Here is a 15397-nt window from a genome sequence, read left to right on the forward strand (position 1 = left end):
TTTGTTGTTGTCTGTCTCAGAACCAGATTTCCATCTGCGTTCCAAAAGTCCACTGGCCGCTCTCGAAATCACTGTCGGCACCTAGTGCGTCACCGGCGGCGTAGCTCTCCAGTTCGTCATCCCAGGTAGAGTAGCTGGCAAACACGCGAATTTCGGGACGATTCCAGAAGCCACCAACCTGGGGTTTGAATGTCGGCGCTATGGTGAACTTGCTGTAATCACCATCAACATCATTGCGGCCGTTGTAGCCCATTGTCGTAATATCCATGGTCTGCCACGAAGCCTCGTACTGCATCTCGAAGTTTTCGGTAATTTCGTTCGCGAGACGGGTATTGAAGGTCAACCACTGGTATTCGTCACCTACGAGGTATCGATCCGCACTTGTTTCCGCCAGGATCGCCGGGGCGAGGCGCCAGTTTTCGCTCAGATAAGTGGTGCCGTAGACTCCGAAACGGGTACTGACCGCGTCCTCATGGAGATTACCATCAGCACCGATGCTCTTTGTCTCGGCACCCAGACCCTGGCCATGCATAACCGCCACCTTGAAGTTACCTTCAGACAGGCCAAAGAAACTGCCCCCGTGGTAAGCCAGCATGGTGTGAATACCAGTCTCAGCCGCCTCGGTAATGCCCTCAACGACACGTTGGTCGTTTTCCTGGGCCTTCATGCTACTGATCATCCACTGAAAATTACCGACATAGTTGTTGGCTGTCAGAATCAGGTTATCGGTACTGTGACTGCCTTCCGGGACAAAATCGGTGTCCGCCGCGAAGTCAATAAAGCTGCGCCCATACAAAGAGAAGTTGGACTTCACATTATCTGACCATTTAACGTCGTAGATACCGGCACCCAATCCCGCAAGAAAAATGAAGTCGGTGTCCATCCAGTGGATATCAAAGTTGTCCCGGTCAAAACGTTTACCTGCCCAGATTGACGCATCCTTAAAGACACCACTGAAACTAGCGAGATCGCTAAACTCGACGTAGGCTTGCCGCACGTTCAAGGCGCCATCCGCGGAGGTCCAGTCATTTGACGAGGAGGTCGAGTCCGCAATCATCACTCGGTAATGGGACTTGGTGCCGTTCTCTGCCACCTGTTTGTAGTTGAGGATGGCCTCCACGTAGGTATCAGGTTCATTACCCAGTCGACCAACTGCCCCACCAACGGAGCCGGCTGGAGTCAAGTAGGGGCCTCCGGAGGCACTTTGCAGGTCGCCATTGAGCAGCAACCCGGAACGGGCGTAGGTATTAAAGGAAAAGCCCTCATCCTGCCCCGCTGCTTGCGATTCAACTTCGGCCAGCTTGGCCTCCAGCGCGGACAGGCGTTCTTCCGTGGTTTCCTGGGCCTGTGAAGTAAGCGGAGTAACTGCCAAAGCCAGCGTGACAGCCACGGCCATGGGACTGCGTTTTTGTGCTTTCATAAAAGTCATTTGCCAGAACCTCATCTTCTTTTTGTAAGATTTGATTTTTCTTCCAGTCGATGCTGACTTAATGCATTAAGTCGATAGACCAAAAACGGGTCTGTCGGAGTTACGTGTGGAGCGCCTCCTGTTCTGGTTTCACGATCAATGCTCAAGCCAGTGTCCTTGCTTAACCATCAAGCCGGAGAAGGGGAGCCGATTCCGCTCTTAATTGATTAAGTGACGACCAAAGATAAAAGCAATGGTTCGCCTCTGCAACCGCCAGGATAACTTAAATGCAACTTAAATTTCAGAGGACTCGGGTGGCCCCTAACGGACCACCCGTAAGCGGGGAGGCAGAGGAAAGATCAGGCCTGGCGGGGATCGGTCTGGGCTACCCAGGGCTTGTCCTTGCGGCTGTCCCGGAACGCCAACAGGCTTTCAACGCCGGTAAAGTCCACCAGATCCCGGAAATCAAGCCAGTCCACCAGGCAATAAAGGCAAATCGCCGGGTAGTTCCACGCCTCGAAATGCCCTTCCTCAACCTGGGCCGCCAGGGTCCGCAGGGTGGTCATAATCCGTTCCCGCTGCAGGTTGAAGAACATCACATCGGCATCGACATCAATGCCGGAACGCTTGGACAACAGCAGCGTGACCGCGGAATCATTGGCCCCATCGATCAGCGTCAGTTGATTCTGCTGGTCCCAGGTCAACGGATCGCGGTTCTGTTTGGCGCTGATGTAGCGGGCAATGATTCGGGAGTCGTAGATTTCCTGACCCTCATCCTCGATCATGGGAATCTTCAGTGCCGGATTGTTGCGCCGCAGCTCGTCCCGGTCCTCGCCGTAGATATCCAGGTTGATGAACTCGTAAGATTCCTCATCCAGCAGGATACGGATGCGGCGCACGTAGGGCGAGGTGGTGGATCCAATCAGCTTCATATCTGCTCCGGTTGTCAGATTCCCAGCAGGGATTCAGCTTCTGTATACGGATACCCGGTGGCTTCGGCCACTTCCCTGTAGGTCACCTTGCCGGCCATGACATTCAGGCCCGCCAACAGATGGGGGTCATCCTTCAGGGCCTGTTTCGGCCCCTTGTTGGCCAGGGCAGCAATAAACGGCAGGGTGACATTATTCAGCGCCAGGGTGGACGTTCGAGCCACCGCACCGGGCATGTTTGCCACGCAGTAATGTACCACACCATCGACCACGTACGTGGGATTGTCATGGGTGGTGGGCTTCGAAGTCTCGGCACAGCCGCCCTGGTCGATAGCCACATCCACGATGACACTGCCCTCGGGCATGCGCCGGACCATGTCCCGGGTGATCAGTTTGGGCGCCGAGGCTCCGGGAATCAGCACACCACCAATCACCAGGTCCGACTCGATAACTGCCTGCTCGAGGGTGTGGGCGGTGGAGAACAGGGTGGAAATCTGGTTACCGAAGCGGTGATCCAGATGCCGGAGCACCTCCATGTTGCGGTCCACCACTGTGACGTGGGCGCCCAGGCCGACGGCCATGGCGGCGGCGTTCTGCCCCACCACACCACCACCAATGATGGTGACCCGGGCCGGATTGACCCCCGGCACACCACCCAGGAGGACCCCCCGCCCACCGAGGTATTTCTCCAGACAATGGGCACCCGCCTGGATCGACATACGGCCGGCCACTTCGGACATCGGGGCCAGCAGAGGCAGGCGGCCGGCGTGATCGGTCACGGTCTCATAGGCGATACAGGTAGCCCCGGATTTCACCAGGTCATCGGTCTGCGACTGGTCCGGAGCCAGGTGCAGATAGGTAAAAAGGGTATGTTCCGACCGGAGCATGGCCCGCTCGCGAGCCTGGGGTTCCTTGACCTTGACGATCAGCTCCGCCTGTTCGAATACCTCCTCTGCAGTAGCCACCAACCGGGCACCGGCCTTCCGGTAATCGTCATCGGAAAAGCCGATGGCCGTTCCGGCTCCTTCCTGTACATACACCTCATGACCATGACCACACACTTCATGAACCGATGCCGGAATCATGCCGACCCGGTACTCATGGTTCTTGATTTCCTTCGGAACCCCGACTTTCATGGACAATCTCCTGCACTGTGCCAAAGTGAATCCGTGAGTCTCTGGCTCAAGTGTAGTAAAAAGGACAGCATTCCGGATGACGCAATTGAATGCATCGGTTTTCCGGCCATGGCCGTATCAAACGGCACAAGAAAACCAGAACCAAAAGGAACAGGAGGAAACATGAAACCGATAAAAACGACAGCCCTGGCAACCACACTTGGCCTCTCCCTGACCAGCACAGGCGTTCTCGCCGAAATGCAGACCGAAGCCATCGAATACACCATCGGCGACACTACCTTCACCGGTTATCTGGCCTGGGACGATGAGGATGAGGGTCAGCGCCCCGGCGTGCTGGTGGTTCATGAATGGTGGGGCCATAACGAGTTCGCCCGGGACCAGGCCGAAAAGCTCGCGGCCGCCGGCTACACCGCCCTGGCGCTGGACATGTACGGCTCGGGCAAGGTCACCGACCACCCCGACACGGCCCAGAAGTTCATGCAGGAAGCCACCAAGGACATGGACCAGATGAAAGCACGCTTCCTTAAGGCCAAGGAACTGCTGCAGAATCATGAAAGTGTCGATGGCGAGCGCATTGCCGCCCAGGGTTACTGCTTCGGCGGTGCAGTGGTGCTGAACATGGCCCGCTTGGGCGTCGATCTTGATGGCGTGGTAAGCTTCCACGGCGCCCTTGGTAGCCCGGTCAGGGCCCAGGCAGGTGAGGTGAAGGCGCAGGTCCAGGTCTACACCGGCGGCGCCGACCAGATGGTCCCCTCCGATCAGGTCGCCGGTCTGGTCAAGGAAATGCAGGATGCCGAAGTGGATCTGACCCTGGTGAGCTTTCCGGGAGTCCGGCACTCCTTCACCAACCCCGGTGCGGACAAGGTAGCCGAGGAATTCAACATGCCCATCGGCTATGACGAAGAGGCTGCCACCCGCTCCTGGGAAGGCACCATGGCGTTCTACCAGCGGATCTTTGCCAACTAGGGCATCACAACACCGCGCCCCGGAACGATCGGGGCGCACCCCTACCCTTTCTGCTCCAGAGTGTCAGCGATCGTTGCCCGCACCTGGTCCATCAACACCTCCACCGGCTTTTCCGATGCACTCACCGGGGGATGGATGACAATGTGGATTTCGCCACTGGTAAAGGCGGCATGCCCCTTGGGTAGCCGTTCATGGGAGCCAGCAATGGTGACCGGGAGGATCCGCAAACCGCCATCCCGGGCAATCACAAACCCACCCCGCTTGAAGGGCAACAACTTGCCATCCCACGAGCGGGTTCCCTCCGGAAACAACAGGATACTGGTACCATCAGGCAGCTGGGCGACGCCCTGCTTGATGCTTTCGAGGGCGTCCGCCCCTTTTGACCGGTCGATGAACAGGTTACGGGACGTCTCCAGCGCCAGGCCGAACAGGGGCACCTTGCGCAGCTCCTTCTTGATCACCCACCGGTACTGCAGGCCAAGGGCGAGCACCAGAGCGGGTGGATCGAAATAGGAAGCGTGGTTGCTGAGAATGACGTAACGCTGACCCGGCTGGGTGTGTTCCTTGCCGGTGACTCGCAGGCGGATGCCACACACCTTCAGGATGATCCAGGCATAGATCTGAGTACCGTGGAAAGCCGCATCACCCCGCTTGCCGGCAAGCGCAGCGATCACGATAGGCAGGAACAGGATCAGGGTAAGCAGGACCGCCCAGAACAGGATCCAGGTGGCTTTCAGAAATCGCAACAACATGGAGGGAATCCCTGTATTTCTCGACATCCGGTTAAACGAGCAACAGGGGGATAAAGATTACATATTGCGGGGGGAAATCACAAAAAAAGGCAGCCGAAGCTGCCTTTTTTGCGTGTTGCTGAATCCGTCAGGGATTACAGAGCAACAACGTTCTCCGCCTGAGGACCCTTCTGGCCCTGAGTTACGGTGAACTCGACCTGCTGGCCTTCAGCCAGGGTCTTGAAACCAGAGCCCTGAATGGCGCTGTAGTGAACGAATACGTCCGGGCCGCCTTCACGAGTGATAAAGCCAAAGCCTTTAGCTTCGTTGAAGAACTTAACAGTACCGGTAGTAGTAGACATACTTAAACTTCCTGAAATCAATCATTTACTCTACTGCCTCACGCCACAGCGGCGCGTGGTCAGCGTTTGCGGAAATACAGAACTCGCTTAATCAAAAACAGGACGGCACTACTGACTACAGGTACGTCTTATTCATTAAACGCTTTGCTGACTCTTTCCTTGAGATCCAACTCTACGCGGGAATCTCGGGAATGCCAAGTGAAATTTCAAAGATTTATGTAGGTAAAGATACCCACCACCAGGGAGTCAGCCCCTGATCAGGGAAAAGGTGTAAAAACCGAGGGCGGTCATCAGGATAGAACCCACCACATGGGCAAGAATACCAGCCATCGCCATGCCCCACTTCCCTTCCTGGAGCGCTGCAAACATTTCCAGCGAAAACGTGGAGAAGGTGGTCAGGGCCCCGCACAGGCCGGTGATGGCAAACAGCCGCCACTCGGGCGACAGCGACGTACCATGGGTGAAATAGCCCATGAGCAGGCCAATCAGCCAGCCCCCACCGAGATTGGCGACCAGGGTTCCATAGGGAATGGCATGGTAGGTGGTGTTAAGCCAGAGCCCCAGTGCCCATCTCAGGTTGGCACCGATCACCGCACCCATACTTACCGCCAGAACCGATAGCCACATGCGTGTTTACTCCACCCTGAACACGGAAGGCGCCCGACGGGGCGCCTTCCATTACACTACGGAATATCCGGCGATGATCAAGCCGGATTGTGGTCGATCACCGTTTCCTGGTTGCGGGCAAAGGCATCAAACGGGAAGTCATCCACGGTCAGCATTTCCAGCACAACCTCCTCGTACTGCCGCATAAAGTCCGCTTCTTCCTTGGTATAGATACCTGCCTTGAGAGCTGCCTCAAAGCGCTCCTCGGGATGCAACGCCGTCATCGGCAGCTCGCCCTTGGCATAGGCCTTGGTTGCCTTGCGGTACAGCTGCTCGGCCTTGTCGTAATCCTTCAGCAGACCGTTATAGCGGGCCACCGGGTTCTCGACCGTGCCCTCACCTTCGGTGCTCCAGATACTGGCCAGCAGCCTGTGGCGGATCGGGGTATCGGTGGAGATGGCCCTGGCCAGTTTGCGGGCCAGGCTGTCATGGGGCGCATTCCAGCGACGCCCAAGCGGCATGGTGATGGCCCGGAGTGCCATTGCCACCGGCCGGTTCGGCAGGTTCTGCAGGAATTCGTCCAGAGCGTTCTCGGTGCGGTTGACAAGAAGCTCCATGCTGTATTCCATCACCTCCCGCTCACCTTCGACCGGCTGGGTCTCGTGCCAGTTTTTCAGCACCATGGACGCCAGGTACAGGTTGGACAGCATGTCCCCCAGCCGGGCAGATATCAGCTCACGCATCTTCAGCTCACTACCGAGGGTGGTCATGGCGGCATCGGCGCACAGACCAAACGCGGCGCTGAACCGGGCCACCGCCTGGGCGTAGCGACGGCTGGAGCTGTCGAATGGCACGTCGGCACGGCCCAACCCCAGCGCCTGGGTAAAGGCCCGGGACGCGTTGCCGAAGATCAGACCGGCGTGGCCGAAAAACGCCTTGTCAAAGGCCCGGATGTCGTCGCTGTCCTTGGCCGCCAGCTCCTCCAGAACGTAGGGATGGCAGCGGATCGCGCCCTGGCCGAAGATCATCAGGCTGCGGGTCATGATGTTGGCGCCTTCCACGGTGATCGATACCGCAGCGCCGCTGAAGCCGATACCCAGGTAATTTCGGGGCCCCAAGGTGACGGTCTTGCCGCCATGAACATCCATTGCGTCGGTGAGGATGCCGCGCTGGAACTCGGTCAGGTGGTATTTCAGGATTGCTGACGGCACCGCCGGTTTCTGGCCGTTGTCGATCATATTGGCGGTGTGGTTCACTGCGGCCTGGGCGATGTAGGTCTTGGCGGCGATCCTTGCCAGGGGCTCCTGCACGCCTTCCATCTCGGCCACCGGCGTGTTGAACTGGCGGCGGATGCGGGTGAAGCCACCGGCGGTCCCCACCGAATAGGCCGCAGTGCCCGCGGCACCTGACGGCAGGGTAATGCAACGACCGACTGACAGGCACTCAACCAGCATGCGCCAGCCCTCACCGGCCATCTTTTGGCCACCGATTATATAGTCCAGCGGGATGAAGACATCCTTGCCCCGAATCGGGCCATTAAGGAATGGCGTACCGATGGGGCAATGACGACGGCCAATTTCCATGCCCTTTGTGTCCCGGGGGATCAGCGCACAGGTAATACCGTAGTCTTCGATGTCGCCCAGCAGACCATCCGGATCAAACATGCGGAAGGCCAGGCCGACGACTGTCGCCACCGGTGCCAGGGTAATCCAGCGTTTCTCGAAGTTAAGGCGGATACCCAGCACTTCCTTACCGTCCACTTCCTGTTTGCAGACGATACCGGTATCCGGTAGCGAGGTGGCGTCCGAACCCGCGCGGGGACCGGTCAGGCCGAAGCAGGGAATCTCCCGGCCATCGGCCAGGCGGGGCAGGTAATACTGTTTCTGCTCTTCAGTACCGTACTTGACCAGCAATTCGCCGGGGCCGAGGGAATTCGGCACGCCCACCGTGACCATCAGCATCTCGTTCGCCGCCAGCTTCTGCAGTACCGCGGTCTGCGCCTTGGCGGAGAAGTCCAGACCACCGTATTCCCTGGGAATGATCATGCCGAAGAACTTCTCTTTCTTCAGGAAGTCCCAGAGTTCTTTCGGTAGGTCCGCCCGCTCCACCGCGATATCCCAGGAGTTGCACATGGAGATGGCGTGGGTGCACTGGTTATCCACGAAGGCCTGCTCTTCCTCGCTCAGTCCGTTGTGGCGATTGATCAGCAGGCTGTGCCAGTCCGGGCGGCCGGTGAACAGCTCGCCGTCCCAGCCGACGGTGCCGGCTTCCAGGGCCACCTTTTCGGTATCGGAGACCTTCGGCGCCACCTTCTTGAACATCGCGAAGATACGGGGTGTCAGCCAACCCTGGCGAAAGCCCGGCAAGCCGGCTGCGGCCGTGGCACCAGCGCCGAGAAACAGTATCAGGGCCAGCCAGCCGGAAGCGAAGATCCAGGACAGGAACCCGACCACTACCATCACACCGATGGCCGGTTTGGCCCCCGCCTCACGACGCATAACAATCAGCAGACCCGCCAGCGCTACCACAAACAGAATGAAAGTCATCATAGGTTTTCTCTGTCCTCCATGGATTGCGAGAACTCCGGCGGCTGACGGCTGCCAGCCGGCCCTGGAGCACCAAGACTACACTGTGTTACGTTCACGGTACCTTATCGGATGAGGGCTGGCCAGCAATTGCTTCGCAGTCAGGGAGTTACCGTCATCAGGCGGTCACAATCACGCGGATCCCCTCCAGGGCCAGACTGGCATGGCTGACAGCCTCCCGGGCAGCGGCCAGCTGGTTGCGGAAATAGTCGATTTCCTCATCCCGGATGGCCGAGTTGACCTTCTGCAGGGCTTCAAGCCTGCGGATTTCCGGGCCAAAAACGGCCTCGACACCGCCCAGGGCTTTCTCCTTCATGGGTTCCAGATGCGGTTCTGACAGGCGCTCGGCGTGATCCACCATGGTCTCCACCTGGGGCCGGATCCGGGGCACGATCGCCTGTGCGGTTCGGCGGCGGATGTTGGAGCACAGCTCATTCAATCGGTCGTGCGGCAAGGCGGCAGATAGCTCCTTGCCATTGACGTCCACCAGCAGACGCAGGGGCGACACCGGCAGGTAACGAGTCAGCTGTAAAGATTCGGGCGCCGGGCAGTGCACGGTGAACAGAGCCTCCATCAGTAGCGTTCCTGGCGGCAACGCCTTCACCGAGAGGCTGGCCAGTGCGGCCTTGCCAAGCCCGGAGCTGGTCACCGAATCCATCACCCCGGTCACCATCGGGTGCTCCCAGCTCATGAAGGCAAGATCTTCCCGCTCCAGGGCCTGCTCCCGGCTCCAGGTTACGGTCAGACCGTCCTCGGGCAAATCAGTCACATGCCCGGCGTGGTAATGCTCACCCGGTTTGAGCACATCCGAGTGCTCGCCATGATCTTCCACGTCCACGCCGAGGATGTCGAAGGCCTCGATCATGTAATCCCGGACCTGGGCGGAGGCTTCTTCCTCCTCGATCCGGCCGATCAGCTCCTCGGCCACGTCCCGGCGGCAGGAATTCAACTCGATCAGGGCGTCCCGTCCGTTCTGCAGCATGGTCTTGAGCCGCGCTGTTTCATGGGCAGAGGCCTCGATCACTTCGTCCAGCACACCGGTGTCGCCATCGATGGCCTGCTGCCATTGGTTCTGCACCGCTTCCTGGACGGCCACCCCCACAGCGCAGCTCTCGGCAAAGGCATTCAATCCCTCATGGAACCAGCGGTACTGGACTTCCTGGCTGGTACCCTCCAGATAGGGGATGTGAATCCGGATGGCGTCGGTCTGGCCAATGCGGTCCAGCCGCCCGATCCGCTGCTCCAGCAGGTCCGGATTGGCCGGCAGGTCGAACAGCACCAGGTGATGGGCAAACTGGAAATTCCGGCCCTCGCTGCCGATCTCGGAACAGATCAACGCCTGAGCTCCCTGCTCGCTGTCGGCGAAATAGGCCGCCGCACGATCCCGTTCCACCAGGCTCAGGTGCTCATGGAACGCCGCGCTACGGATACCGGCCCGCAACTGCAGATAGTGTTCCAGCGCCATGGCCGTTTCGGCGTGGGCACAGATCACAACCACCTTGGCCGGACGCAGGCCCAGCAGGGTCTTCTCCAGCCACGCGACGCGCAGGTCCTCGGCCAGCCAGCGCTCCTCGGCCCGGCCGTGCTCGGGACTCAGCCCCTCCAGCCCCACATCGAGGCCGTCATAGAGTTCCGGGCATGGCAGGGGGACTGGCGCCGGCTGGCGTTCGGGAAAGCCCCGGATCGCCGCACGGGTATTTCGGAACAGGATCCGGCCGGTGCCGTGGCGGTCGAGCAACGCGTCGATGATGGCCTGCCGGGCGTTGTTTTCCTGCTCCAGCTGGCCCAGTTCATCGCCGAGCCAGCCACGCAGGGCCTCACGGTCGGCGTCACTGATCGCCTCATCCTGCTGCAGGCGGCGCACCACCTGGTTGATGGTTTCGTACTGGGCTTCCTCTTCCCGGAACGTCTCCAGGTCGTGGAAACGGGCTGGATCCAGCAACCGCAACCGGGCGAAGTGGCTGGCGATACCCACCTGCTCCGGTGTGGCGGTGAGCAGCAGCAAACCCCGGGTCCGGGCCGACAGGGATTCCACCACCTCGTATTCCGGGCTCGCCGCCTCCGGCGCCCAGGCCAGGTGATGGGCCTCATCAACAATCATCAGATCCCAGCCGGCGGCCAGGGCGTCCGCGCGGGCGCTGGCGTTTCTGGTCAGGAAATCTAGACTGCACAAGACCAGCTGGTCGGTCTCGAACGGGTTTTCCGAATTCTCGTCACCAAAAATGTGATTCACCAGGGCGTCGATGTCATCCTCGTCATCCTTGAGGGCGTCATAACGTTCCTGGTCGATGATGGAAAAGCGCAGGTTGAACCGGCGCAGCATTTCCACCAGCCACTGGTGAATCAGGGAATCCGGCACCACGATCAGCGCCCGCTTGGCGCGACCGGTGTGTAGCTGGTAATGCAGGATCAGGCCAGCCTCAATGGTCTTGCCCAGGCCGACCTCATCCGCCAGCAAGACCCTCGGGGCGTGGCGCCGGGCCACTTCCTGGGCGATGTATATCTGGTGTGGCAGGTGCTGGGTGCGCGCACCGATCAACCCCTGGGCGGGCGAAGCCCGGAGACGATCCTGGTGCTGAACGGTGGCGTAACGCAGCCGGAACGCCCCGTTCCGATCAAACTGGCCGGCAAACAGACGCTGGTGCGGGGCCGAGAAATTGACCGAGCCGGCCAGCTTCACTTCAGAGATCTGGTGGATGTTCTCACCGTCATCGGCGTGGTACATGAGCACACCGCCAATATCTTCCACGGCCCGGACGATGTAGCGGTCGCCGTCAAAGGTCTCTATGTCCTCGCCGATCTGGAACACGATGCGGGACAGGGGCGCGTTGTCGATGGCATAGGTACGCTCCTCGTCTGCAGCCGGAAAACCCAGGGTGACCCGACGCCCGGAAATATCCGTGACGATCCCCAGGCCCAGCCCGGTGTCGCTGTGACTGACCCAGCGCTGACCAATGACAAAATCCGATGTTTCCAAGAAGCCTCCAAACCGAAATTACTTGCCGAAATTTTTGCAGAAACTATTTGCAGAACTTATTTGAGAGCCGAGCCGTTTTCCCGCACCCAATAAGCAGTCGCGCCGCAAACCGCCGCAGGCACCACCACCAGGTTCAGAACCGGCACCATCGCCGCCAGCGCAACCGGCAACCCGAACCCCAGAGCCGAGAGCCGGGTATCACCCAACAGCCGGCGCAGCGCCGGAAAACTCACCTTGTGGTTATCTGCCGGGAAATCCACGTATTGCAGGGCCATCATCCAGCAGTTGAACAGGAACCACAGCACCGCCGCCACCAGGTTGACCACGGGAATAAGTCCGATGATGAACAGGCCGATGGCGCGGGGCAGGTAATACAGGATTTTCTGGACCTCCCGCCACAGGGCACGAGGAATGTCCTTGATGATTACCGCCCAGCTGTCATCGGTATTGATTTCCTGGCCGGTGAGATGCTTCTCGGTAAGCTCCGCCAGGTAACCGTAGAAGGGGGAACCAATCAGATTGGCGACAATGACGAACCCATAGGCCAGCATCAGGAGGATCACCGCGCCGTACAGGATCCAGAACAGCCAGTCGAGGGCCTGCAACCAGGTCCAGTCCGGCAGGAATCCCATGGCCATGGCAATCAGCGCAGCAAAGCCCTCGGCCATGAAATAGAACAGAATTCCAAACAGGAAGATGTTGATGACAATGGGAATGACGACGAACAGGCGCAGGCCGGGCTGTCGAATCAGGCGGAACCCCTCCCCCAGGTAACCCAGTCCGCGAAAAAAGTTACCCTTGAGCATGGCTGGCTGATCCTCCGCTTCAATGACAGTGACGGGGCGCAAAGCATATCATGTTGGCAAACATCCCACAGCCCGGAAGGACTCTCGGAAACTCCCCATGGCATCATTCAAACAACATGGTCTGGCTCTGCTTCAAAACCGGACACTCTGGCGGGTAGCGCTGGCTGTGTCCCTCGTCGCCATCGTGATCCTGGCCACCACGGACACCCGCTACCCCATACCCTCCGCCCCCAGCGACAAGATCAACCACCTGATCGCCTTCCTGGAGTTGACCATCCTGACCCGTCTGGCCTGGCCGGAACTGCGGGCACTCTGGTACGTGCCGGCACTGTTGCTCTTCGGCCTGGGCATTGAACTGGTGCAGGCGACCCTCCCCTACCGGGATTTTTCCCTGAAAGACCTGCTTGCCGATGGCGTCGGTATCGCTATTGGCCTGCTGCCCTGGCCGGGGCTGCCCAGGGCCGGAAAGCTGGATTTGAGAGATTCGCCCGAATCCTTGTGAGACATTTCCTACATTGCTGTGCGAGCTTTCAGCATCAATGAGTGCGAGGGCATCGGCGAGGGCGCTTAATTGCTGTCTAACCCATTGATCTTATTGAAACAGCCAGAATGTGATACAGCATTCAAACGGTAAAACCCGACCCCGTCACACGTTTGTCAACGTTCCCTTGCTATAGTGGCTCCGTCAGGGATGACAAGGAAGTGGACGACGCATCGGATGCACCCCGGCACGGAGCGCGGGGAGAGGCAAGGACACAGGGACGCCTCGCTTAAGGGATAATTAACCGGAAAGCCGGCTAGGATGCTGGCGCCAGGGAGCGGAGACCAGGGACCAGCAACAAGGCAGTTGCCCCAGCGCATGGACGCGCCGACCTGTTCCGAAAGGGTGGCCAAATGGCCACCCTTTGTTTTTTTCAGCCCCCGGCTTTTGCCCGATAGATCCTCACCCTGTTGAATTCCTCGAATTCGTTGAGATCCGGCCAGGTTCTGGCTTCGATCACTGCCTGCTTTTCATAACAGTCATTACCGAGATCGCTGACCCGGGAATCCGCCAGCAGAACCTCTGGCGCCGCGGCCAGAAATACCTCCAGCAAAGGGCGGTTTTCCGGGTCATAGAGCACGTCTGCCGCAGTCACCAGGTCGATGCCCTCGGGGCGTCGGTTCCAGTCATCGCAAAACTCCAGCATCACACCATTGAGGGCTGCGTTGACGACCGCGGCGTCCAGGGATGCCGGATCCAGGTCACAAGCGATCACCCGCGCCGCACCTGCCAGCGCGGCCGCCACGGCGACCACACCCGACCCGGTCCCGAAGTCCAGCACCACCTTGCCCCGAACAACATCAGGATGTTCCAGGATCCATTGCGCCAGTACCTGACCGCTGGCCCAGCAGAACGACCAGTAGGCCGGTTTCGCCACCACTGCCTGGGCCTCGTCATGGGACAGGGGGCCCTCCAGCACCGCTGGGTCAAACAGGTACAGGGAGATTTCTGGGCAGCCCGCGGGCCGTGTCTCTGCCACCCGTCCCCGGCTCAGGGTTTTGCGCAAGTGTTTATTCAACCGTTCCGGTGACATCATCCCTCCAGATCCCGATTCACAAGGCTGGCCATTGTACCCGCGCGGTGGTGCGAAGAGAGCGGCGAATGGGCAGAAAGACACCGGATCCGTTATACTCTCGCCTCACATTTTCAACCTCCAGGTCCGTGCAATGGCGACCCGACCAGACACCGATAACTACCTGTCCCTGTTCCTCAACGACGTGCCGCTGATGGATGTCCGGGCACCGGTGGAGTTTGCCAGGGGCAGCTTTCCCACTGCCGAGAATGCGCCACTGATGAACGATGAGGAACGGCACCGGGTCGGGATCTGCTATAAGGAAAAGGGCCAGGACAAGGCCATTGAGCTTGGCCATCAGCTGGTCTCCGGCGATATCAAGGCCCGACGCATCGAGGCCTGGAAACGGTTTGTTGCCCGCCATCCGGAGGGTTACCTGTTCTGTTTCCGTGGCGGACTACGCTCCCGCCTGACCCAGCAGTGGATCAAGGAATCGGGCATCGATTACCCGCTGGTCAAGGGTGGCTACAAGGCCCTGCGACGGTTCCTGATCGACAGCCTCGAGGAACTGATCGAAAAGAGCGAATTCCGGGTGCTTAGCGGACGCACCGGCACCGGTAAGACCCGCGTTCTGCACCGCCTGCCCAACCCGGTGGACCTGGAGGGCCAGGCCAACCACCGTGGCTCGAGTTTCGGCCGCCGGGTCACGCCCCAGCCTTCCCAGATCGATTTCGAGAACCGCCTGTCGGTGGCCATGCTCAAAGCCCATCACCTGACCGGCGGCCCGATTTACCTGGAAGACGAGAGCCGTCTGATCGGTCGCTGTGCCCTGCCGGAAAGCCTGCGGGAACATATGGCCAGAGCGCCCCTGCTGGTGCTGGAACAACCGATGGAAAAACGTGTCGCCATCATCCGCAAGGACTACGTGGAAAACATGCATGCCGACTACGTGGCCCGGGACGGCGAGACGGCCGGCTGGCTAAACTTCCGCGACTACCTGTTGTCCGCCATGGACCGCATCCGCAAACGCCTCGGCGGCGAGCGCCACAAGCAACTCCGGGCGCTGATGGAAACCGCCCTGTCGACCCAGGAGAAGCAGGGCGACCTGCACGGCCACGATGCCTGGATCGAAGTGCTCCTGACCGACTACTACGACCCCATGTACGATTACCAGCTCAGCCAGAAAGAGGGGCGGATTCTTGTCCGTGGAGGCCCCGAAGTCATCATTGAGCAAGCCAACCTGGCGCGGTCTGCGTAGAACTCCAGACTCGCCGGACTCTACCTGTTATATGCCTGACGCAAATGTCTGCTATAACCAAGGCTGGAAGATACCGGTTT

General features: G+C 59.6%; 13 protein-coding genes. 3 read left to right on the forward strand and 10 right to left on the reverse strand.

What is annotated here, in order from left to right:
* Positions 1-16: 16 nt before the first annotated feature.
* From R6W86_RS10635 to ald, 3 genes are all read right to left on the reverse strand, one after another.
* On the reverse strand, positions 17-1429 hold the full coding sequence (locus R6W86_RS10635; protein ID WP_410329333.1) for a carbohydrate porin: 1413 nt from the start codon (positions 1427-1429) through the stop codon (positions 17-19).
* 338 nt (positions 1430-1767) lie between these two features.
* The gene (locus R6W86_RS10640; RefSeq protein WP_410329334.1) at positions 1768-2340 is read right to left on the reverse strand and encodes a glutathione S-transferase N-terminal domain-containing protein; all 573 of its coding nucleotides are present in this window, start codon (positions 2338-2340) and stop codon (positions 1768-1770) included.
* Positions 2341-2354: 14 nt separating this feature from the next.
* Positions 2355-3473, reverse strand: coding sequence for an alanine dehydrogenase (gene ald / locus R6W86_RS10645; RefSeq protein ID WP_410329335.1), 1119 nt, complete (start codon positions 3471-3473; stop codon positions 2355-2357).
* A gap of 162 nt (positions 3474-3635) precedes the next feature.
* Here ald and R6W86_RS10650 point away from each other — a divergent pair, with 162 nt between their 5' ends.
* On the forward strand, positions 3636-4439 hold the full coding sequence (locus R6W86_RS10650; RefSeq protein ID WP_410329336.1) for a dienelactone hydrolase family protein: 804 nt from the start codon (positions 3636-3638) through the stop codon (positions 4437-4439).
* Between the two features lie 41 nt (positions 4440-4480).
* Here the strand turns inward: R6W86_RS10650 and R6W86_RS10655 are convergent, their stop codons facing one another.
* From R6W86_RS10655 to cysZ, 6 genes are all read right to left on the reverse strand, one after another.
* Positions 4481-5191: a lysophospholipid acyltransferase family protein gene (locus R6W86_RS10655; RefSeq protein WP_410329337.1), complete on the reverse strand. Its 711-nt coding sequence runs from the start codon at positions 5189-5191 to the stop codon at positions 4481-4483.
* Positions 5192-5325: 134 nt separating this feature from the next.
* The gene (locus R6W86_RS10660; protein WP_008172950.1) at positions 5326-5532 is read right to left on the reverse strand and encodes a cold-shock protein; all 207 of its coding nucleotides are present in this window, start codon (positions 5530-5532) and stop codon (positions 5326-5328) included.
* A gap of 246 nt (positions 5533-5778) precedes the next feature.
* Positions 5779-6159, reverse strand: a complete 381-nt coding sequence (gene crcB / locus R6W86_RS10665; RefSeq protein WP_410329338.1) for a fluoride efflux transporter CrcB — start codon at positions 6157-6159, stop codon at positions 5779-5781.
* Positions 6160-6236: 77 nt separating this feature from the next.
* Positions 6237-8687 (reverse strand): acyl-CoA dehydrogenase, encoded by a 2451-nt coding sequence (locus R6W86_RS10670; protein ID WP_410329339.1) that lies wholly within the window; start codon positions 8685-8687, stop codon positions 6237-6239.
* Positions 8688-8841: 154 nt separating this feature from the next.
* On the reverse strand, positions 8842-11700 hold the full coding sequence (gene rapA, locus R6W86_RS10675) for an RNA polymerase-associated protein RapA (RefSeq protein WP_410329340.1): 2859 nt from the start codon (positions 11698-11700) through the stop codon (positions 8842-8844).
* Between the two features lie 56 nt (positions 11701-11756).
* The gene (gene cysZ, locus R6W86_RS10680; RefSeq protein WP_092003251.1) at positions 11757-12506 is read right to left on the reverse strand and encodes a sulfate transporter CysZ; all 750 of its coding nucleotides are present in this window, start codon (positions 12504-12506) and stop codon (positions 11757-11759) included.
* 97 nt (positions 12507-12603) lie between these two features.
* On the opposite strand from cysZ, the gene R6W86_RS10685 reads away from it, so the two are divergent.
* Complete coding sequence (locus tag R6W86_RS10685; protein WP_410329341.1) at positions 12604-13008, forward strand: VanZ family protein; 405 nt, start codon at positions 12604-12606, stop codon at positions 13006-13008.
* Between the two features lie 412 nt (positions 13009-13420).
* Here R6W86_RS10685 and R6W86_RS10690 read toward each other — a convergent pair whose 3' ends face one another.
* On the reverse strand, positions 13421-14080 hold the full coding sequence (locus tag R6W86_RS10690) for a class I SAM-dependent methyltransferase (protein WP_410329430.1): 660 nt from the start codon (positions 14078-14080) through the stop codon (positions 13421-13423).
* A gap of 133 nt (positions 14081-14213) precedes the next feature.
* Between R6W86_RS10690 and mnmH the strand changes: the two genes are divergently transcribed.
* Positions 14214-15317, forward strand: a complete 1104-nt coding sequence (gene mnmH, locus R6W86_RS10695; protein ID WP_410329342.1) for a tRNA 2-selenouridine(34) synthase MnmH — start codon at positions 14214-14216, stop codon at positions 15315-15317.
* Positions 15318-15397: the final 80 nt, after the last annotated feature.

It is taken from the genome of Marinobacter sp., from assembly GCF_046484525.1.
Lineage (GTDB): Bacteria > Pseudomonadota > Gammaproteobacteria > Pseudomonadales > Oleiphilaceae > Marinobacter.

Excerpts from the sequence above, each read along its gene's own strand:
- R6W86_RS10640 (WP_410329334.1), bottom strand. The coding sequence starts at position 2,340 with ATGAAGCTGATTGGATCCACCACCTCGCCCTACGTGCGCCGCATCCGT.
- R6W86_RS10670 (WP_410329339.1), bottom strand. The coding sequence starts at position 8,687 with ATGATGACTTTCATTCTGTTTGTGGTAGCGCTGGCGGGTCTGCTGATT.
- mnmH (WP_410329342.1), top strand. The coding sequence starts at position 14,214 with ATGGCGACCCGACCAGACACCGATAACTACCTGTCCCTGTTCCTCAAC.
- crcB (WP_410329338.1), bottom strand. The coding sequence starts at position 6,159 with ATGTGGCTATCGGTTCTGGCGGTAAGTATGGGTGCGGTGATCGGTGCC.
- R6W86_RS10685 (WP_410329341.1), top strand. The coding sequence starts at position 12,604 with ATGGCATCATTCAAACAACATGGTCTGGCTCTGCTTCAAAACCGGACA.
- cysZ (WP_092003251.1), bottom strand. The coding sequence starts at position 12,506 with ATGCTCAAGGGTAACTTTTTTCGCGGACTGGGTTACCTGGGGGAGGGG.
- R6W86_RS10660 (WP_008172950.1), bottom strand. The coding sequence starts at position 5,532 with ATGTCTACTACTACCGGTACTGTTAAGTTCTTCAACGAAGCTAAAGGC.
- ald (WP_410329335.1), bottom strand. The coding sequence starts at position 3,473 with ATGAAAGTCGGGGTTCCGAAGGAAATCAAGAACCATGAGTACCGGGTC.
- R6W86_RS10655 (WP_410329337.1), bottom strand. The coding sequence starts at position 5,191 with ATGTTGTTGCGATTTCTGAAAGCCACCTGGATCCTGTTCTGGGCGGTC.
- R6W86_RS10690 (WP_410329430.1), bottom strand. The coding sequence starts at position 14,080 with ATGTCACCGGAACGGTTGAATAAACACTTGCGCAAAACCCTGAGCCGG.
- R6W86_RS10650 (WP_410329336.1), top strand. The coding sequence starts at position 3,636 with ATGAAACCGATAAAAACGACAGCCCTGGCAACCACACTTGGCCTCTCC.
- R6W86_RS10635 (WP_410329333.1), bottom strand. The coding sequence starts at position 1,429 with ATGACTTTTATGAAAGCACAAAAACGCAGTCCCATGGCCGTGGCTGTC.